The organism is Pseudoxanthomonas mexicana, from assembly GCF_014397415.1.
GTDB classification, from domain to species: domain Bacteria; phylum Pseudomonadota; class Gammaproteobacteria; order Xanthomonadales; family Xanthomonadaceae; genus Pseudoxanthomonas_A; species Pseudoxanthomonas_A mexicana.
Genome location: NZ_CP060731.1, coordinates 1396359 through 1416343, shown reverse-complemented (window position 1 = coordinate 1416343; position 19985 = coordinate 1396359). Strand labels below are relative to the sequence as shown.

Genomic DNA, 19985 nt, shown 5'->3' with positions numbered 1-19985 from the left:
GTTTTCAGATTTCACAATGCAGATCAACACAGGGCGCGAGTGAACCCGGCACATCGGGTTACGACACAGGAAGAGCGCCCTATCAACCAGCCGGGGAACACGGGGATGCACATATCAACAAGGAGATGAAGTGGGCTTGACAGCACTTGCAAGCAAGAAAGTAGGGCCTGCGGACACCAGCCACGAACCCCGCATTGCGGGGGTGGCAGCCATTCCCTCCTCTGCGACCAGACCCTCTTCAGCCCGATACCTGTACGGAACGTGACCATGCTCCCAACTTCCCCGTTGTTTCCCGCGTTCAGATTGCGCGCTGCCTCGTTGGCCCTGAGCGCCGTCGTCTTGACCGGCTGCATGTCGCTCGCTCCGGCGCCAGACACCCCGCCATTGCCCGTGCCCGAAGCCTGGCCCGCGCATCTTGGATCAGGCACCGACGGCGCCCACGCGGGAGAGCTTGCCTGGCAGGCGTACTTCACCGACCCCCTGCTGCAACGCCTCATCGAGACTGCGCTGGAAAACAACCGCGACCTGCGCGTGGCCGCGCTGCGCGTCGAGGAAGCCAGCGCCACATTCCGCATTCAGCGCTCGGATCGTTTTCCTGCCATGGGCGTGGGCGCCCAAGGTGGACGCGCGCGGGTCCCTGGCGACCTGAACATGTCGGGCCGATCGCTGGTGGGCGGCGAGTACCGGGCCGAGGTGGGTTTGACCACCTGGGAACTGGATCTGTGGGGTCGGATCCGCAACCTGGAAGACGCCGCCCTGCAAGCTTGGCTGGCTTCCGACGCGGCTCGCCAGGCCGTCCATTTGGCGCTGATCGCCCAGGTGGCAGACGGCTATCTTGGCCTGCGCGAGATCGACGAACGCGTGGCGATCGCCCGGCAAACCGTGACCACCCGCGAAGAGTCCTATCGCATTTTCCAGCGTCGCTTCGAAGTCGGCTCGACCTCGAAGCTGGATCTCACCCAGGTCCAGACCCTGCTGAACCAAGCTCAGGCGCTGCTGACGCAGCTTGAGCAAGCTCGCACCACGCAACTGCACGCCCTGGCACTGCTGGTAGGCGCTGATCCCGGCCCGCTGCCCGCCAAGGCACCCTTCGATGAAACGACGGTTCTGGCTGAGCTGCGGGCCGGTCTGCCTTCGGAGCTGCTGGTCAGTCGCCCGGACATCATTTCCGCCGAACACCAATTGCGTGCCAGCAATGCCCACATCGGCGCGGCCCGCGCGGCGTTCTTGCCGCGCATTGCGCTGACCGGCAGCTTCGGCACGGCCAGCTCCGACTTGAATGGCTTGTTCGATTCCGGCAGTCGCGCCTGGACCTTCATGCCCACCCTGTCGCTGCCCATCTTCGATGGCGGGCGCCGCCGCGCCAATCTGGAGCTGAGCGAAGTGCGCCGCGACATCGCCGTCGCCGGATACGAAAAAACCATTCAAACGGCCTTCCGCGAGGTGGCCGATGCGCTGAGCGCAAAGCACTGGCTGGCTGAGCAGTTGACGATCCAGAGAGCCAACCTGGAAGCGCAAAGCGAACGCGCACGCCTGGCCAAGTTGCGCTACGACAACGGCTCGGCCGCCTTCTTGGAAGTGCTGGATGCCCAACGCGATCTGCTGGGAGCCCAGCAACAACTGGTACAGGCGCGCCGCGCGCTGCTGTCCAGCCAGGTGGCGCTGTATGCCGCGCTCGGCGGCGGCACCCTCGCCGCAGCCGGCGAGGCACAGGGTGCGGCCTCGACTCCCGCTTCCACCCCATCAACCCGTTAAGGCACGCCGAACCCATGACTGTCTCCCCCTCTCTCAAGAAAAAACTCCTGGTCGCTTTCGCTGCAGCGGTTGTTGCCGCGCTGGCCTGGTGGAGCTGGACGAGGTTTACCGACAGCGGCCCGGGCGAAGGATTCGTCAACGGCAATGGCCGCATCGAAGCCACCGAGATCGACGTGGCCACCAAACTTCCCGGCCGCATCGAAGACATCCTGGTGCGTGAAGGCGATTTCGTCACAGCCGGCCAGCCACTGGCCAAGATGCGGCTGGAAACGCTGGAAGCGCAGCGCGACGAGGCCCTGGCCATGCGTCAGCAGGCTGAGCATTCGGTGACCGCGGCGCAGGCACAGGTGGCGCTGCGTGAAGCCGACGTGACTGCCGCCTTGGCTCTGGTTGGTCAGCGCGAGTCGGAACTGGACGCCGCGCAACGGCGCCTGACACGCTCCAGCACGCTGTCGAGTGAGGGAGCCGCCTCGATCCAGGAACTGGACGATGACCGGGCGCGCGTACGGGGCGCCCAGGCGACCCTCGCGGCCAGCAAGGCACAGGCCGCCGCTGCCCGCGCCGCGGTCGAAGCCGCCAGGGCGCAGCTTGTCGGCGCGCAGTCCAGCGTGTCCGCCGCTACGGCCAGTATCAGCCGCATCGAAGCCGACATCCGCGACAGCGAACTGCGGTCTCCGCGCGACGGACGGGTTCAGGTGCGTGTCGCGCAACCCGGCGAGGTGCTTGGAGCGGGCGGACGTGTCTTGAACCTCCTTGATCTGTCGGACGTGTACATCACCTTCTTCCTGCCCGAAACCGTGGCCGGCCGCGTTGCGCTGGGTTCGGAGGTTCGCATCATTCTGGATGCCGCGCCCGAGTATGTGATTCCAGCCACCGTTTCCTTCGTCGCCAGCGCAGCGCAGTTCACCCCCAAGACGGTGGAAACCGCCAGTGAGCGACAAAAGCTGATGTTTCGCGTGCGCGCACAGATCTCGCAGGAGCTGCTGCGTAAGCACCTGAACCAGGTCAAGACCGGTCTGCCCGGCGTAGCCTGGGTCAAGCTCGACGCCAAGGCCGAGTGGCCTCAGAACCTCTCCGTTCGTGTGCCGGAGTAAGGTATGAGCCACAGCGCGCAGCTCGCGACCGTTGCAAGTGTCCGCCAGGTAAGACTGCGCTACCGCGACGTCATTGCCTTGGATGGCATTGACCTGGACATCCCCGCTGGACGGATGGTCGGTCTGATCGGCCCCGACGGCGTGGGTAAGTCCAGCCTGCTCTCGTTGCTGGCCGGTGTGCGCATCATCCAGGAAGGCACGGTCGAGGTGCTCGGTGGCGACATGGCCAGCAAGGCCCACCGCAAGCTGGTGTGCCCGCGCATCGCCTACATGCCGCAGGGACTGGGCAAAAACCTGTATCCGACGCTCTCGGTCGAGGAGAATCTGCAGTTCTTCGCGCGCCTGTTCGGTCATGGCGCCGCAGAGCGCCGCCAGCGGATCGATGAGCTCACCCAGGCCACTGGCCTGTTCAAATTCCTAGCACGTCCGGCAGGCAAGCTGTCCGGGGGCATGAAGCAAAAACTCGGCCTGTGCTGCGCGCTGATTCATGACCCGGATTTTCTGATTCTCGATGAGCCGACGACTGGCGTGGACCCGCTGGCGCGCGCACAGTTCTGGGATCTGATCGAGCGCATCCGCGCCGACCGCCCCGGCATGAGCGTGATCGTGGCCACGGCCTACATGGATGAGGCCCAGCGCTTCGACTGGCTGGCCGCCATCGACGACGGCAAGGTCCTCGCCACCGGCACGCCGAAGGAATTGCTGGCAAGAACAGGCAGCCCGAACCTGGAAGAGGCATTCATCCGCCTGCTCCCGGAAGAGAAAAAGCGCGGACACCAAGCGGTAGTCATTCCCCCCTTGTCGGATGGCGGCGCGGACGATATCGCCATCGAGGCCGAGGGGCTGACCATGCGCTTTGGCGACTTCGTTGCCGTCGATAGCGTGTCCTTCCGCATCCGGCGCGGTGAAATCTTCGGCTTCCTCGGCTCCAACGGGTGCGGCAAGTCCACGACGATGAAGATGCTTACCGGCCTGTTGCCGGCGAGCGAGGGTCGGGCCTGGCTGTTCGGCCATGAAGTGAACCCGCATGATCTGGGCACCCGCCGCCGCGTCGGCTACATGTCCCAAGCGTTCTCGCTCTACAGCGAAATCACGGTACGCCAGAACCTGGAGTTGCACGCCAAGCTCTTCAGTGTGTCCCCGGAGGACATTCCTGCTCGCGTCGATGAGATGGTGGAGCGCTTCGGGCTGGTGGACGTCATCGACAGCCTGCCGGCCAGTCTGCCTCTGGGCATACGCCAACGCCTGTCGCTGGCGGTCGCCATGGTGCACAAGCCAGAACTGCTGATTCTGGACGAACCGACTTCGGGCGTCGACCCGGTGGCGCGCGATGCGTTCTGGCGACTGCTCATCGAGCTGTCGCGGCGCGACCGGGTGACGGTCTTCATTTCCACCCACTTCATGAACGAGGCAGAGCGCTGCGACCGCATGTCGATGATGCATGCGGGCAAGGTGCTCGACAGCGACGTGCCCGCCAGACTGGTCGAGAAGCGCGGCGCCAAAACCCTTGAAGAGGCCTTCATCGGCTACCTCGTCGAAGCGGAGGGCGGCACGGCCGCCCCGGCCAGCCAGCCTCCGGCTGCCGACCAGGCGGATCAGCCACCCGCGGTGCCCGCCGAACACGGCGGCGGTCACTCCGCTGGCGGTTTCAGTCTGCAGCGCATGTTCAGCTATCTATGGCGCGAAACGCTGGAACTGCAGCGCGACCCGGTGCGCGCCACGCTGGCGCTGGGCGGTTCGCTGCTGCTGATGTTCGTGATCGGCTTCGGCATCACCATGGACGTCGAGGACCTGAGCTATGCGGTGCTCGATCGCGACCAGACCACGCTTAGCCAGAACTACACGCTGAACTTGGCCGGATCGCGCTACTTCACCGAGCACGCGCCGATCATCGACTACGAGGACCTTGATCGACGCATGCGCAACGGCGAACTGTCGCTGGCCATCGAAATCCCCGCTGGCTTTGCCCGCGACGTGTTGCGGGGCCAGAACGTGCAGATCGGCGCCTGGCTCGACGGCGCCATGCCGCAGCGCGCGGAAACCGTCCAGGGCTACGTTCAGGGCATGCACCAGCACTGGCTGCAGATACAGGCCAGCGAGCGCGGCGGCGCCAGCATGGCTGGCAACACCAACGTCGAGACGCGCTTTCGCTACAACCCCGATGTCAAGAGCCTGCCGGCCATGGTGCCTGCGGTGATCCCTCTGCTGCTGCTCATGCTGCCGGCCATGCTGACCGCGCTGGCGGTGGTGCGCGAGAAAGAGACGGGATCGATCACCAATCTCTACGTGACGCCGGTCACGCGCATCGAGTTCCTGCTTGGCAAGCAACTGCCCTATGTCGGCCTGGCCATGGTGAACTTCCTGCTGATGAGCCTGCTCGCAGTGACCATCTTCGGTGTGCCGGTCAAGGGCAGCTTCTTCACCCTGGCGCTGGCCGCGCTGATCTTCTCCTTCGCCGCGACAGGCATGGGGCTGCTGGCCTCGGCCGTTACACGCAGCCAGATCGCGGCCATGTTCTTCGCCATGATCGGCACCCTCATACCGGCCACCCAGTTCGCCGGCCTGATCGATCCCGTGTCCTCGCTCGAAGGCTCCAGCAAGTTCATCGGCGAGATCTACCCCGCCACGCACATGATTTCCATCAGCCGTGGCGTATTCAGCAAAGCGCTTGGCCTGGCCGACCTGACAGGGCCGCTGTGGTCGATGCTCATTTCGGTTCCGGTCATTCTCGGCGTGGCTGTTTTGCTACTCAAGAAGCAGGAGCGTTGAGATGCGCAGAAGAAACCTGGCCAACATCTACGACCTTGGTGTCAAGGAGCTGTGGAGTCTTTGGCGCGATCCGATGATGCTTGTGCTCATCGTCTACGTGTTCACCGCGTCGGTCTACACCAAGGCCACGTCCATGCCGGAGACGCTGCACAACGCGCCCATCGCCATCGTCGACGAGGATAATTCGGCGCTGTCCCAGCGGGTTGCCTCGGCCTTCTACCCCCCGCAGTTCACGCCACCGGCCATGATCGACTATGGGGACGTGGACCCGGGCATGGACGCGGGGCTGTACACCTTCGCTCTGGTCATTCCGCCCAACTTCCAGCGCGACGTGCTGGCGGGGCGATCGCCTGCCGTGCAGCTCAATGTCGACGCCACCCGCATGAGCCAGGCCTTCACCGGCAGTGGCCATGTTCAACAAATTTTCACCGGTGAAGTCAACGAGTTCGTCAAGCGTTATCGCAGCACCACCGCGCCACCCGTGGATCTGGCCTTGCGCGCGCGCTTCAACCCCGCCCTCGACAAGGCCTGGTTCGGCTCGGTGGTGCAGATCATCAACCACATCACGCTGTTGTCCATCATCCTGACCGGCGCAGCGCTGATCCGCGAGCGCGAGCACGGCACCATCGAGCACCTGCTGGTGATGCCGGTCACGCCCGCGCAGATCATGCTTTCCAAGGTCTGGTCGATGGCTCTGGTCGTGCTGATCGCCTCCTTCCTGTCCCTCAACCTCATGGTGCGCGGCGTCCTGGGCGTGCCCATCGAGGGCTCCCTTGCGCTGTTTTTCGCCGGCGCGGCGCTGAGTCTCTTCGCCACCACGTCGATGGGCATCTTCATCGCCACGCTGGCGCGCAACATGCCGCAGTTCGGCATGTTGATGATGCTCACCATCATGCCGCTGCAGATGCTCTCGGGTGGCACCACGCCGCGCGAAAGCATGCCCGAGATCGTGCAGAACATCATGCTGATCGCGCCCACCACCCATTTCGTGGAATTGAGCCAGGCCATTCTCTACCGGGGTGCGGGCCTGGAGACGGTGTGGCAGCCCTTTCTGGCGCTGGCCTTGATCGGCACGGTGCTGTTTTCCCTGTCGTTGGCGCGTTTTCGCAAAACCATCGGCCAGATGGCCTGATCGGTTCACCGCCCACTTGGGCATTTCAACCAGTAAGGAGCTTGACCATGAGCAACGAAACTATCCCCCTGAACCTGTTCAAGGCGAACGTGGAACTGCAGTTACGCCTACAGCGCTTGATGCAGGAAAACGGCCAGCAATGGCTGGAGAACGCCACGCGCGCGGGCAGCGAGAGCATTGCCGAGTCCGGCGCCGAAATCGAAAGCCTGCTCAAGGCCCAGAATTGGCAGGAACTGGCCACGCTGCCCGCACAAGCCTTCTGGCGTCAGTTCCAGTACCACGTGGGCGGCGCGCAGGCGCTGACACAAGTCGCGATCAAAAACCAGACAACCTTCACCCAAGGCCTGCAAATAGCTATTCAAGACTGGCAGAAATCGGTTACGCAGGCCGTAGGCCAGGGCGATGCGGTACTCCCGTTCCAGGATATCTTCAAACAGTGGGGAGCCGTGTGGGCCTCGGCGCAGGATAAGGAGGCACCGGGCAAGACCGGTGGCCGCAATGCCGGCTGAACAACGTACCGCCCTGGTCACGGGCGGCAACGGTGGCTTGGGCGAGGCCATCGCACGAGCCTTACACGATGTTGGCCATACCGTGCTCGTCGTCCACTCGCCAGGCAATGCCAGCATCGGCGCGTGGTTGGAAGCCCAGACGGACGAAGGCTACAACTTCATCGCCTACGGCGCGGATGTGGCCGACCATGCCTCCTGCCAGGAGTTGGCCGGCCTCATTCAAGCAGACGGTTACCACATCGACATTCTGGTCAACAACGCGGGCATCACGCGCGATGCTACGTTCCGCAAGCTGAGCTACGCCGATTGGGATGCGGTCCTGCGCGTCAATCTCGACTCCGTTTTCAACGTCACCCGGCCATTCATCGACGGCATGCTCGAACGCGGCTGGGGCAGGATCGTCAACATCGCCTCCATCAACGGCTCCAAGGGGCAGTTCGGCCAGACCAACTACTCCGCCGCAAAGGCCGGCATGCATGGCTTCACTAAAGCCCTTGCGCAGGAGGTGGCGCGCAAGGGCGTGACGGTCAACACCGTCTCGCCGGGGTATCTGGATACGAAGATGGTGACGAGCATGTCGGAAGAAGTGGTCAAGCAAGTGATTGCCGGTATTCCCGTGGGTCGTCTGGGACGGCCTGAGGAAATCGCTGCACTGGTTGCATTCATCGTCAGTGAATCTGCGGGGTTCATGACCGGCAGCAATGTATCGATGAACGGTGGCCAGCATATGTACTGAGTGAGGAAGGGCCAGCAAGACGATGTGCCTGCGGCCCCTTGCCATTCAATTTTTCAGTTTCATCACAGAAGGAGTGCCCATCGCCATGAATCGAGACACCACGACATCACCAGCGGCCGATTGGGGGCAGTTGCTGTGGGACCCGTTGCGACTATCGGCGATGGCAACCGAGTATGCAGTGGATGCCTGGCAGCGATCCATTCTGTATGCCGACGTTCGCCGCCAACGCGGCAACCAGTACCTGGAGCATTTGCAGGAGCAGACGCCGAACGTACTCGACTTCGCCTCAGAGGTCATCATGTCCGGGCTGGAGCTTCCGCGGCCAGTCAACTATGGCCTCGTGCGCATCCTGCCGCCAGCCGACGCGCCGGCCGATCCCAAGAAGCGGCCGTTCGTGGTGGTCGATCCCCGCGCGGGCCACGGCCCAGGCATTGGCGGCTTCAAACCCGATAGTGAGGTCGGCGCGGCCCTCAAGGCTGGTCATCCCTGCTACTTCGTTGGCTTTCTGCCCGATCCCGTTCCCGGCCAGACCGTCGAGGACGTCATGCGCGCCGAAGCGGCCTTCGTGCGCAGGGTCGGCGAGCTGCACCCCGGCAGCCGCGGCAAGCCCGCTGTCATCGGCAATTGCCAGGCGGGCTGGCAGATTCTGATGGCAGCCGCTGTCTGGCCCGAGCTGTTCGGGCCGATCATCGTAGCCGGCGCGCCGCTGTCCTACTGGGCCGGTGATAACCCGATGCGCTACGCGGGCGGCCTCACTGGCGGTAGCTGGTTGACGGCATTGACCAGCGATCTGGGCGCCGGCCGGTTCGACGGTGCCTGGCTGGTACAGAACTTTGAAAACCTGGACCCGGCCAATACGCTTTGGAGCAAACAGTACAACCTGTACGCCAATGTCGACACGGAAGGCCCGCGCTACTTGCAGTTCGAAAAGTACTGGGGCGGCCACGTCTTCCTGAATGACGTGGAGATGCAGTACATCGTCGATAACCTGTTCATCGGCAACAAGCTGAGCACCGCCCAACTGATGACATCCGATGGCGTGCGCATCGACCTGCGCAATATTCGCTCGCCGATCGTGGTGTTCTGCTCCTATGGGGACAACATCACCCCGCCGCCCCAGGCCCTGGGCTGGATCACCGACCTGTACCGCAACGACCTGGACGTGCTGGGACATGACCAGACCATCGTCTACGCTACCCATGACAGCATCGGACATCTGGGAATCTTCGTCTCCGGCAGCGTCGGGCGTAAAGAGCACCAGGAGTTCGCTGAGAACATCGACATCATCGACGTGCTGCCGGCCGGTATCCACCGCATGCTGGTCGATGAAAATCCAGACGGGTCGCAGGAAGGCGAGCCGACCGGGAACGCCTACCTGACTCGGATCCAGCGCAGCAACATCGATGAAGTCCGTGAGATCGTCCGTCCCGACCCTGAGAACGATCGCCGGTTCGCCGCCGTTGCGCGGATCTCCGAGGTCAACCTGGCTTGCTACCGCAGCTTCGTGCAGCCATGGATGCGTGCCCTGGTCACGGACCAGGGTGCGAAGTGGCTGGAGCCGCTGCATCCGCTGCGCATGGGCTATGAATTGTGGTCTGACAGGCATCCGCTCGCCGCCGCAGTACATGAGGCTGCGCAACACGTGCGCGACCATCGTCAGCCCGTCTCCGAGGCCAACCCTTTCCTGCAACTGCAGGCGCAGTTTTCCACCGCCGTCGAACAGATGCTGGATCAATTCCGTGATTGCCGCGACCAGATCTACGCACAGGCGTTTGACACGCTGTACAGCCTGCCGCTGGTGCAGGCCATGACTGGACAGAGCCTGCACGACGATGCACCGCCGCGACCCCATCCCAGCGAGACGCCCGAGCACCGCCAGTATCTGGCGCAAGAGTTGACACGGCTCGAAGCGGATATTCACAGCGGCGGGATCACCGAAGCCTCCATACGGGCGCTGTTCTTTGTGCTGGCCGCGCGTGGCGAGGCCGACGAGCGGCACTTCCGGCACGCAGAGGAACTCGCGCGCCCCCATTTGGCAAACGACTTCGACATGCAGGTCTTTCGCCACCTCATTCGTCGGCAGGCTTTGCTCATGAGGCTCGACGAGGACGCCACGGTGTCCGCCATCCCCGGATTGCTCAACGGCATAGCGCCTGATGACATCCGCCAGGTGGCGGGAATGATCGTGCAAGTGATTGGCAGCGGCGGTGTGCTGTCCGCACAAGAACAAACCAGGCTGGAACAGGTTTCTACCTTGTTCGAGCAGGCCGAGCGCCAAGCGCAGGCGGCTTCGGCGCCCGCCGTGATAAGTCCCGCCACTGATACCTCCGCTACGGTCGTGGACGCGAAGTCGACAACCGCCATGCCACGCTCTGCCAGTGGCACATCCGCTGCGGTCGAGGATGCGAATGCGGCGCCAGCCATGCCGAGCTCCGCCAGTGACACCTCCGCTCCGGCCATAAACACGACCTCCAAGACATCCTCTCCAAAGCCTAAGGCGCCTCAGAAGAAAACTGCTACGCAGAAAACTGTGTCCAAGACGCCAGCCGCCCCGCGGACAAGTCAAACACGGCGAGGGAAAGGCAAATGACGACGTCCTCCGCACCGGTCGATGGCGCCGCCGACGCATTGCAGGTTCTGCGCAACCGCACCTTCGACGAGATCGCCATCGGCGACAGCGCCAGCCTCGAACGCGCGTTTTCGCCGCAAGACATCCACATGTTCGCGCTGCAATCGGGCGATGTGGATCCGGAATCTTCGGTGTCTTCGCCCTCGCGGGGCACCACGGAGGCCATTTGTGCAAACGCCCTGATCTCGGCTGTGCTGGGAACACGCCTGCCGGGGCCTGGAACCCAATATGTCAGCCAGAACCTGCGCTTGCTCGGAGCCGTTCGGCCCGGCGACAGGCTGACCGTGCAGATGCAGGTGAGCAGCAAAGACACGGCCACCCATCACGTCACGCTGGACTGCACCTGCACCAGCCAGGAGGGGGTGGCGATTTTCCAAGGCCAGGTAGAGGTCGTAGCGCCCACTGAGCGCATTGAAAGAACGCGCACGGCGTTGCCGGAAATCCATCCGGATGCGCAGGGCCGCACAGGCCTGCAGCACCTGCTGGCGCATGTCGCGCACTTGCAACCGATTCGGGTAGCCGTCGCCCATCCGTGCGATGTCCCCAGCCTGTCCGCTGCGCTCGAAGCGCGCCACGCGGGGTTGATCGAGCCGGTGCTGGTCGGGCCACGAGGGCGGCTCGAAGCAGTCGCCACCGAGGCCGGGCTGGATCTGGCCGACGTCGCCATTGTGGACGTCCCGCACAGCCACGCCGCTGCGCAGCAAGCCGTCGCCTTGGCAGCCGCAGGTGAAGTCGAAGCCCTGATGAAAGGGAGCCTGCACACCGACGAACTGATGTCCGCGCTGGTTTCGGCAGCAGCGGGGTTGCGCACCAAGCGCCGGGTCAGCCATTGCTTCCTGTTGCAGACACCGGCCTATCCGCGCCCGTTCATCGTCACCGATGCGGCGATCAATATCGCCCCGACTCTGGAACAGAAGGCGGACATCATCCGCAACGCCATCGAGCTGGCGCAGGTAATCGGCGTGCGCGAACCCAAGGTCGCGATCCTGGCCGCGGTCGAGACGGTGAGCCCGACGATGACGGCCACGCTGGACGCGGCGGCGCTGTGCAAGATGGCTGATCGCGGCCAGATCACTGGCGGCCTGCTCGACGGGCCGCTCGCCTTCGACAACGCGGTCTCCATCGCCGCTGCGCGTACCAAGGGGATCGTCTCCGAGGTTGCCGGGCAGGCTGACATCCTCGCCGTGCCTGACCTGGAGAGCGGCAACATGCTTGCCAAGCAGTTGATCTTCCTGGGCGGAGCAGCCAGCGCCGGGATCGTCCTTGGAGCCAAGGTGCCGGTCATTCTGACCAGCCGTGCCGACTCGCGCGATACGCGCATCGCCTCATGCGCGATTGCACTGATGCTGGCCCATCACTATCGGCTGTCGCCCCCTTGAGCGGACTTGTTAGCAACTTAACCACCCCTTTGGAGAAAACACCATGCAGTATTCATTCTCTGGCCGCGTAGCCCTGGTCACCGGTGCAGGATCCGGCATTGGCGAGAGCATCGCCCGGCTTCTTGCGAGCAACGGTCTGAATGTCGTGGTCTCGGACGTCAGCGCCGACAATGCGCAGCGCGTCACCAGTCTCATCAACGCCGAGGGCGGCCACGCCGTGGCCAATGTGGCCGACGTGGCACGCATCGATGAGGTCCAGGCTGCCGTGGCCTGCGCGGTCGATGCGTTTGGCGACCTTCATTTTGCCGTCAATAACGCCGGTATCAGTGGCGACCAGAGTCCTGTGGGGGAACTGGACCCTGCCGCCTGGAGCCGGGTGATCGATGTCAACCTGAACGGCGTGTTCTATGGCCTGCGCCATCAGATTCCCGCCATCCTGCGCTCTGGAGGCGGCGCCATCGTCAACGTCTCCTCCATCCTCGGAGTGGTGGGCGACGCAGCGAACCCCGCGTACGTCGCAGCCAAGCATGCTGTTACCGGGCTGACCCGGTCGGCAGCGCTGGCCTATGCCCCCAAGGGAATCCGGATCAATTCGATCCATCCCGGTTACGTACGTACGCCCATCCTGGATTTCCTGGATGAATCGGCCCTCCAAGAGGCCGTTGGCCTGCATCCGATCGGTCGCCTGGGTACACCGGACGAAATCGCCCATGCCGTGGCGTTTTTGCTATCGGAAGGAAGCAGCTTCCTTGCTGGCACCCAGCTCATCGCCGATGGCGGCTACACAGCGCGCTAAGTCTGAAGACGATGAGACCGCAGACAACCGCGCACACCTTGGCGAGGTCGCACGGACGGCGCGCAGAGAGGACGACCTGATGGACGTCACCATGGCCCGCTCTAGGCGCCACGAACACAGACTGATCCTTGTGCTGAACTGCGGCTCATCCAGTATCAAGTTCGCGGTGTTCGATTCCTCGGCCGCGCCACTGCCGCGCCAGGCATTGTGGAATGGCAAGGTGCAGGGAATCGGTGGCGCCAACCCGGATTTCGGAGAGACGGGGGTTGCGCCGTTCCCGATCGAACTGGAAACGGCACATCCGTATCGCGCCGCACTGCGCCTCATCCGCGATCGTGTCAGCCAGCGGCTCGACGGCCGCCACGTAGGTACGGTCGCCCATCGTATCGTCCACGGCGGCAGTAAATACTTCATGCCCGTGCGCGTGGACGCGAATGTCCTGGCCGACCTCAAGGGCTACATTCCTCTGGCCCCGCTGCACCAGCCATTCGCGCTCGAAGCCGTGGAGATCCTGCTGCGGGAGCAGCCCGATCTGCCACAGATGGCCTGCTTCGACACGGCCTTCCACCACACTTTGCCCCAGGTCGAGAAGGTCCTGCCGTTGCCCTATGCCGCATGGGAGCGCGGTCTGCGTCGGTACGGGTTTCACGGCCTGTCGTATGAGTACATGGCAGTGGCCTTGCCCGAACGCCATGGCGACGCCGCGCGCGGTCGCACCGTCGTTGCCCATCTGGGCAGTGGCGCCAGTCTGTGCGCCATGCGTGGACTCAAAAGCGCGGCCACCACCATGGGCTTCTCCGCGCTTGACGGCCTGATGATGGGCACCCGCACCGGCGCGCTCGATCCGGGTGCGGTGCTCTACCTGATGGAAATCGAGAAGCTCTCACTGGAGCAAGTGGGGCGCGTCCTCTATCACGAGTCCGGCCTGCTCGGCGTTTCGGGAATCTCGGCCGAGCCGCGCGTCATTGTCGGACACGAGAACGATGCAGGCGAAACGGGGGAGCGAGCGCGCTTGGCACTGGCCCTTTACGTGCGCCGCATCGTACGCGAGATCGGGGCCTTGGTCGCCGTGCTGGGTGGCCTGGACATGCTGGTGTTCACGGCGGGTGTCGGTGAACACAATGCGTTCATTCGCGAGCGCATCTGTGCGGCGCTGGGCTTTTTGGGCATTGCCTTGGATACCGATGCCAACGCCAGCCACGCGGCGACGATTTCCAGCGATCACAGTCAGGTCACCGTGGCGGTCGAGCCCACCAACGAAGAGTGGATAGCCGCCAGCCATGCGCTGTCCTGCCTGGACAGGGAGAAGGCGCGATGACGATCGATGCCTTCCATGGATTCACGCTCGCCATCCTGCTGTTGTTCGTGGGCAAGGGCTTGGTTGCGCGTTGGGGCATCTTGCGTCGATACAGCATCCCGGAATCCCTGGTGGGCGGCTTGGCCTGCGCCCTGGTTGTCTTCGCCCTGTACTACGGTGCGGGGATCGTCATCAGTTTCGATCTCGAAGCGCGTGACGCGCTGCTGCTGTACTTCTTTGCGGCCATTGGCCTGGGTACCGACGCCCGCACGCTGCGCCATGGTGGACGGCCCTTGCTGATCCTGTCGGGGTTGGCCATCGGGTTCATGGTGCTGCAGAACCTGGCCGGGATGGAGATGGCACGCGCCTTCGGCCTGGATCCGCGCACCGGGCTGATGGTGGGATCGATTTCCCTGACAGGAGGCGTGGGCACCACCTTGGCCTGGTCCGATCACTTCGTTCACAACCTCGGCATTGCGCAAGCGCAGGAACTGGGATTGGCAGCGAACATGATCGGCCTGATCGCGGCCTGCACCATCGGGGGCCCAGTCGCAAGCTTGCTCATGCGTAGGCATCGGCTTCAAGCCTCTGGGGACAGCGCCCTGGAAATTGGCACGCTGCACAGGGATGAGCAGCATGCCCGCCTGGACTACTACGGCGTGCTGCTGGCATTGCTCTGGCTCAACTTCGCCTTGATGTTGGGATACGGAATCAATGCCTTGGTCGCGCGTACCGCCGTCACGCTGCCCGCCTTTGTGGGCTGCCTGCTGGCCGGAATTCTCCTGCGCATGGCGGCCGACTGGATGAGGCCAAGTGGGCGCGGACGTTTATGGAACTGGCCGAGCATGCAGCCAGGCATCGCCCTGGTTTCCGACATGTCATTGGGCCTGTTTCTGACCATGGCGCTGATGGGACTCAGGCTCTGGGAACTGCAGCCCGTGCTCGCCTTCATCACGGCGGCGATGCTGGTGCAGATTGCCTTGGTCATCGCATTCGTTTTGCTGATTGTTTTTCGGGCAATGGGCAAGGATTACCAAGCCGCCGTGGTGTGCGCGGGTTTCGGCGGTATTGCGCTGGGATCTACCGCCACTGCCATCGCCAACATGACGGCGGTGACTCGGGAGCATGGTGCGGCACGCGAGGCGTTCATTGTGGTGCCCTTGGTATGTGGGTTCGTCATCGATATTGCGAACGCACTGGTAATCAGCCTGATGGCCGGTTAGGCGAAGCGAAACAGCGGAGCGAGCTGGCAGATGGATACATCGCTGACGCGCTGGCGAGGCGTCGTCGCCCAGGAAATCGCAATCGACTCCCGTTTTCAAGCAAGGGGCTCTTTCTACTTGTGCAGAAATAGAGGTAATACGCTTTGACGAATAAAAAGAACGGCAATATCGACTCAGCCATCAATCCGAAGTTGGATGGGGATGCCCATGTCGCTTGGGCACAGGCTTGGTCGTCTATTTCGCCGGAGACATCGTTGCTCGCGTGGGTGGACTGGGCGAGCCATTTAGCAAACAGTCCTGGCAAGCAAGCCGAGCTTTTGGCGTTTGCAGCCTCCCTGTCCGAGCAATGGATGGCCGTATTGAAGAAGAATCCGGCCAACCCGGACCGGGGAGCCACCGCTCCTGACCGGTCACCTGTCAATGACCGCCGCTTCAACGATCCTGCATGGGATCAATGGCCCTACGACCTTTTCCGCAGTTCATTCGTCAATCAGACCAAATGGTGGGAGCAGGCCACGCAGGGGGTGTGGGGAGTGGATCCGAAACACCAACGCCTGCTGGCGTTTGGCGCCAAACAGTGGCTGGAAATGCTTTCGCCCGCCAACGCTGCGGTTTTCAACCCCGTTGTCCTGAAAAGAACCATCGCAGAGCAAGGCGCCAATCTAGCGCGGGGGACGTCCAACTTTCTCGACGACTTGCGTCGGCAACTATCCGGTGAGCCTCCTGCGGGAACGGAGAACTTCGTCGTTGGGCGCGACGTAGCGGTCACGGAAGGAAAAGTCGTTCTGAGAAATCGACTGATCGAACTGATTCAGTACACGCCCACTACCGAGAAAGTCCATCCCGAACCGATCCTGATCATTCCTGCCTGGATCATGAAGTACTACGTACTGGATCTGTCACCGCATAACTCGCTGATACGGTATCTGGTTGCGCAAGGGCATACGGTTTTTTGCATCTCCTGGAGAAATCCGGATGCTGAGGATCGAGATTTGGGCATGGATGAGTACCTGGAGTTCGGCCTGCATGCAGCGCTGGACGCTGTGACTTCCGTCGTCCCCGGGCATGGAGTCCACGCGGCTGGTTATTGCCTGGGCGGAACGCTACTGGCCATTGGTGCTTCAGCCATGGCGCGTGATGGCGATACGCGGCTGGTGTCGGTAAGCCTGCTTGCCGCACAGACGGACTTCAGCGAACCGGGCGAGCTGAGTCTTTTCATCAACGAGAGTCAAGTGGCGCTGTTGGAAGCCAGCATGGCTCAAACCGGTTATTTGACCTCCGACCAGATGAGCGGAGCTTTTCAGCTACTGCGTTCCTACGATCTCATATGGTCTCGCAAGATTGACGAATACCTATTGGGCGATCGCCGGGCAATGACCGACCTGATGGCTTGGAATGCCGATGGGACTCGCCTCCCCGCGAAGATGCATTCGCAGTATCTCCGACGCCTTTACCTGAATAACGATCTCAGCGCGGGGCGTTATCCCGTCACGGGTCGCCCCGTTTCAGTGGGAGACATCGCTGTACCGGTGTTTTGCGTCGGCACTGCCTCGGATCATATTGCGCCTTGGCGCTCGGTTTACAAGCTGCATCTCCTGTCTTCGGCCGAGCTGACTTTCGTGCTGACCACTGGAGGACACAACGGCGGCATCGTGAGCGAGCCCGGCCGAGGTAACCGCCAATATCAAATCCATACCCGCGCGGCCGGTGATGGATACATGGCGCCGGATGAGTGGCAAGCGACGATGCAGACGCATCCGGATTCCTGGTGGCCCGCATGGTCGGCGTGGCTGCGAGAGCGTTCCGGTGATGTTGTTGCGCCTCCGCTCATAGGTGCTGAATCCAGTGGATACCCCACTGTTTGCGACGCCCCAGGGGAATATGTACGCAACTGAATAAGCGTATCCCGCGTCCGCTATTGCGACACGGTATACGCAATATCTGTTCGTCATCCCGTTCTACTCTGATAACTGGAGACATTCATGTACTCAAGAATCCTGGTTCCGCTCGACGGAAGTCCTACTGCCGATTTGGCGCTCCACCACGCTGCGGTGCTGGCACGCCTGAATGGCGCAACCATCGTCTTGCTGCACGTCATCGAGGAGATGAAGCACAGCAACGGCTTCGAGAGGCCGAGGATCTATATTGAAGAAGTGAGGCCGGGCTTCCTGGCGGCCGGGCAGAAGCTGCTGGACGAGGCGGCGCTGCGGCTGAGGCAGGAAGGCCTGGCGGTTGAGACCGTCCTTCTGGAAAGCAAGGGCGAGCGCGTCTCGGTGCTCATCGCTCAGCAGGCACTGACCACTCAATGCGAGTTGGTGGTGTTGGGTACTCACGGACGCCGGGGCGTGGACAGGCTGCTGATGGGAAGCGATGCAGAGCAGCTCGCTCGCATCGCACCAGTTCCGGTGATGCTGGTGCGCCAGCCCCAATCGGTCATTGCGACTGCAACCCCTGGGCAGGGTGGCACGCCAGCGTGACGAAGGTTCAGTCCACCGACCAAACTGAATGGAGGCTGAAAGTCGCAGCCCCCTTGCTGCTGCTATTGCTGAGCGCCTCCGCACAGGCCCAGTCCTGCCACCAGGACAACCCGCTGCGCTCAACGGGAACGCTCAATCTGCGGATCGACAACGACATGTTCGGCGGCATTGGACAAGACCAAGGGTACTCCAACGGGTTTCTCGCCAGTTGGGTTTCCCCCAACCTCGTGGACTATAGCGATGACCCTTGTCTACCGCGTCTCGTCCGTGGGCTGAATCGCTTTCTCACGATGCTCCAACCCCAAGGCTTCGACGAACAGAACATGACCATCGGCTTCGGGCAGATGATGTACACCCCGAACGACAAAACGCGCAGCGATCTCATCAAGGATGATCGTCCTTTCGCGGGCGCAATGATGTTGAGCTTCGGCTACAACGCGCGGCGCGGCGATACGCTGCGTACCTCACAAATCCGCGTCGGTGTTGTGGGCCCCTCCTCCTTGGCCAGGCAAACCCAGAACTGGTGGCATGACACCATCGGCGTCGACAAATTCAATGGCTGGCGACACCAACTGCGCGACGAGCCTGTGCTGCAGTTGCTGCACGAACGCCGAACACGAGTCTTCAGGCAAGAAGACGTCAGCGGTTGGGGCTGGGATCTGACCCGCCACTGGGGTGGCAGCTTCGGCAACTTCGCCACCTACGCGAATGTCGGTGGAGAACTGCGCTATGGGCTGCGCCTGCCTGATGATTTAGGCACGGCACCGCTACGGCCTGCCGGAGAGAACACCTCGCCCGTGCGCACGACCGCTGGCAGCAACTGGAACGGCCACCTCTTCGTGGCGCTAGACGCTCGCTGGGTTCTGCACGACATCACGTTGGACGGCAATACCTTCAAGTCCAGCCATAGCGTGGATAAACGGTCACTCGTGGCGGATGTCGGCTACGGCGTCGCGATTACCCAGGGCAATTGGCGCATCGCGATAGCCCGCTACCACCGCACACGCGAATTCCGGGGACAAAACGAAATCCCGGTCTACGGAACGATCACCGTAGGACGGCGATTCTGATGCAGATCGATTCCTTGAACGCCATGCAAGCCACTCTGTTGCTGTTCATGACAAGAGCCTGGTTGCTTGTGGAGCTACCACGTCGACGCAGTACTGCCAATGCCGTCGTCATTAGCCAGTTGGCAAGGTGAACACAGCGAGCTGAACGATAAGGCACCCGCGCTCGATAAGAGACCAAGGACAACAAATAAGGAGATAAATGGATGCAACGACTCACCCTGGCCCTACCCGGCAATGAAGATCTGGCCCGCGGCATCGCGCAGGCATGCGGCAGCGAAGCCGGCCGCATCGAAACGCGCCGATTCCCCGATGGCGAGAGCTATGTCCGGTTGCATGGCGAACCTGCCGATCGGATCGTGGATGTGATTTGCACGCTGGCCCATCCTGATCCGCAGTTCCTGCTTCTGGCTTTTGCCGCTGACGCGGCGCGCGAACTTGGCGCGCAAGAGGTGAACCTGATAGCACCGTATCTGGCCTACATGCGCCAGGACAAGCGATTCCATGACGGAGAAAGCGTGACGTCGCGGTCCTTCGCACGTCTGGTCTCATCGACCTTCGACAAGCTGCTCACGGTGGATCCGCATCTGCACCGCTATCCGACACTATCAGCGGTCTACACGATCCCCACCATCACCTTGCATGCCGCACCACTGCTGGCCGACTGGATCGCGAATCATGTCGAAGAACCTTTGATCGTGGGCCCCGACGAGGAAAGCGAGCAGTGGGCCGGCGCCATCGCGTCCCGCATCGGCGTACCGCACGCTGTGCTTCGCAAGACACGCCATGGCGATCGCAGCGTGGACATCGATGTTCCCGACCTGTCGATCTGGCGCGGCAGAACGCCGGTGCTTGTGGACGACATCGCATCATCAGGCCGCACGCTCGCCGTCGCGGCGCGCAAGCTCGCCGAGCAAGGAATGCGCAAGCCGGAGTGCGTAGTGGTGCATGCCCTGTTCGCCGAGGATGCCTGGGCCCAATTGACACCGTTGTTTGCCCGAATTACGTCCACCGACGCAGTACCGCATCCGAGCAACCGGATTGGTCTCGCTTCGCTGATTGCCGACGCTCTCTCTAGCGGGAAAACCGATCCGCGAGGCTGATCTTTTTATCGATCCAACT

15 protein-coding genes are annotated in these 19985 nt (G+C 62.7%); all 15 read left to right on the top strand.

The window, feature by feature from the left end:
- Positions 1–351: 351 nt before the first annotated feature.
- The 15 genes from IAE60_RS06365 to IAE60_RS06295 all read left to right on the top strand — a co-directional run bounded on the left by IAE60_RS06365 (position 352) and on the right by IAE60_RS06295 (position 19966).
- On the top strand, positions 352–1755 hold the full coding sequence (locus IAE60_RS06365; protein WP_244966674.1) for an efflux transporter outer membrane subunit: 1404 nt from the start codon (positions 352–354) through the stop codon (positions 1753–1755).
- A gap of 14 nt (positions 1756–1769) precedes the next feature.
- Complete coding sequence (locus IAE60_RS06360) at positions 1770–2849, top strand: HlyD family secretion protein (RefSeq protein WP_018715737.1); 1080 nt, start codon at positions 1770–1772, stop codon at positions 2847–2849.
- Positions 2850–2852: 3 nt separating this feature from the next.
- Positions 2853–5618, top strand: coding sequence for a ribosome-associated ATPase/putative transporter RbbA (gene rbbA / locus IAE60_RS06355; protein WP_151606183.1), 2766 nt, complete (start codon positions 2853–2855; stop codon positions 5616–5618).
- A gap of 133 nt (positions 5619–5751) precedes the next feature.
- Positions 5752–6750, top strand: a complete 999-nt coding sequence (locus IAE60_RS06350) for an ABC transporter permease (protein ID WP_425504458.1) — start codon at positions 5752–5754, stop codon at positions 6748–6750.
- Between the two features lie 47 nt (positions 6751–6797).
- Positions 6798–7259 (top strand): phasin family protein, encoded by a 462-nt coding sequence (locus IAE60_RS06345; protein WP_003050047.1) that lies wholly within the window; start codon positions 6798–6800, stop codon positions 7257–7259.
- Positions 7249–7995 (top strand): acetoacetyl-CoA reductase, encoded by a 747-nt coding sequence (phbB, locus tag IAE60_RS06340; RefSeq protein ID WP_088137971.1) that lies wholly within the window; start codon positions 7249–7251, stop codon positions 7993–7995. The genes IAE60_RS06345 and phbB overlap by 11 nt, the downstream gene beginning before the upstream one ends.
- 85 nt (positions 7996–8080) lie before the next feature.
- Positions 8081–10585: a DUF3141 domain-containing protein gene (locus tag IAE60_RS06335; RefSeq protein WP_187574286.1), complete on the top strand. Its 2505-nt coding sequence runs from the start codon at positions 8081–8083 to the stop codon at positions 10583–10585.
- Positions 10582–12003 (top strand): bifunctional enoyl-CoA hydratase/phosphate acetyltransferase, encoded by a 1422-nt coding sequence (locus tag IAE60_RS06330; RefSeq protein WP_187574285.1) that lies wholly within the window; start codon positions 10582–10584, stop codon positions 12001–12003. The genes IAE60_RS06335 and IAE60_RS06330 overlap by 4 nt, the downstream gene beginning before the upstream one ends.
- A 43-nt stretch (positions 12004–12046) precedes the next feature.
- Positions 12047–12799: an SDR family NAD(P)-dependent oxidoreductase gene (locus IAE60_RS06325; RefSeq protein WP_018715730.1), complete on the top strand. Its 753-nt coding sequence runs from the start codon at positions 12047–12049 to the stop codon at positions 12797–12799.
- A 79-nt stretch (positions 12800–12878) separates the two neighbouring features.
- Positions 12879–14117, top strand: a complete 1239-nt coding sequence (locus IAE60_RS06320) for an acetate/propionate family kinase (RefSeq protein WP_187574284.1) — start codon at positions 12879–12881, stop codon at positions 14115–14117.
- Positions 14114–15319, top strand: coding sequence for a sodium/glutamate symporter (gene gltS / locus IAE60_RS06315; RefSeq protein WP_187574283.1), 1206 nt, complete (start codon positions 14114–14116; stop codon positions 15317–15319). Before IAE60_RS06320 ends, gltS begins: the two co-directional genes overlap by 4 nt.
- A gap of 143 nt (positions 15320–15462) precedes the next feature.
- The gene (locus tag IAE60_RS06310) at positions 15463–17214 is read left to right on the top strand and encodes a PHA/PHB synthase family protein (RefSeq protein WP_187574282.1); all 1752 of its coding nucleotides are present in this window, start codon (positions 15463–15465) and stop codon (positions 17212–17214) included.
- Between the two features lie 87 nt (positions 17215–17301).
- Complete coding sequence (locus IAE60_RS06305; protein WP_018715727.1) at positions 17302–17796, top strand: universal stress protein; 495 nt, start codon at positions 17302–17304, stop codon at positions 17794–17796.
- Complete coding sequence (locus IAE60_RS06300; RefSeq protein ID WP_187574281.1) at positions 17793–18866, top strand: lipid A deacylase LpxR family protein; 1074 nt, start codon at positions 17793–17795, stop codon at positions 18864–18866. Before IAE60_RS06305 ends, IAE60_RS06300 begins: the two co-directional genes overlap by 4 nt.
- 203 nt (positions 18867–19069) lie before the next feature.
- Positions 19070–19966, top strand: a complete 897-nt coding sequence (locus IAE60_RS06295) for a ribose-phosphate pyrophosphokinase (protein ID WP_003050021.1) — start codon at positions 19070–19072, stop codon at positions 19964–19966.
- Positions 19967–19985: the final 19 nt, after the last annotated feature.

Bases quoted from the DNA above. Each gene is read 5' to 3' on its own strand.
- IAE60_RS06365 (WP_244966674.1), top strand. From the start codon at position 352: ATGTCGCTCGCTCCGGCGCCAGACACCCCGCCATTGCCCGTGCCCGAA.
- IAE60_RS06360 (WP_018715737.1), top strand. From the start codon at position 1,770: ATGACTGTCTCCCCCTCTCTCAAGAAAAAACTCCTGGTCGCTTTCGCT.
- rbbA (WP_151606183.1), top strand. From the start codon at position 2,853: ATGAGCCACAGCGCGCAGCTCGCGACCGTTGCAAGTGTCCGCCAGGTA.
- IAE60_RS06350 (WP_425504458.1), top strand. From the start codon at position 5,752: ATGCCGGAGACGCTGCACAACGCGCCCATCGCCATCGTCGACGAGGAT.
- IAE60_RS06345 (WP_003050047.1), top strand. From the start codon at position 6,798: ATGAGCAACGAAACTATCCCCCTGAACCTGTTCAAGGCGAACGTGGAA.
- phbB (WP_088137971.1), top strand. From the start codon at position 7,249: ATGCCGGCTGAACAACGTACCGCCCTGGTCACGGGCGGCAACGGTGGC.
- IAE60_RS06335 (WP_187574286.1), top strand. From the start codon at position 8,081: ATGAATCGAGACACCACGACATCACCAGCGGCCGATTGGGGGCAGTTG.
- IAE60_RS06330 (WP_187574285.1), top strand. From the start codon at position 10,582: ATGACGACGTCCTCCGCACCGGTCGATGGCGCCGCCGACGCATTGCAG.
- IAE60_RS06325 (WP_018715730.1), top strand. From the start codon at position 12,047: ATGCAGTATTCATTCTCTGGCCGCGTAGCCCTGGTCACCGGTGCAGGA.
- IAE60_RS06320 (WP_187574284.1), top strand. From the start codon at position 12,879: ATGGACGTCACCATGGCCCGCTCTAGGCGCCACGAACACAGACTGATC.
- gltS (WP_187574283.1), top strand. From the start codon at position 14,114: ATGACGATCGATGCCTTCCATGGATTCACGCTCGCCATCCTGCTGTTG.
- IAE60_RS06305 (WP_018715727.1), top strand. From the start codon at position 17,302: ATGTACTCAAGAATCCTGGTTCCGCTCGACGGAAGTCCTACTGCCGAT.
- IAE60_RS06295 (WP_003050021.1), top strand. From the start codon at position 19,070: ATGCAACGACTCACCCTGGCCCTACCCGGCAATGAAGATCTGGCCCGC.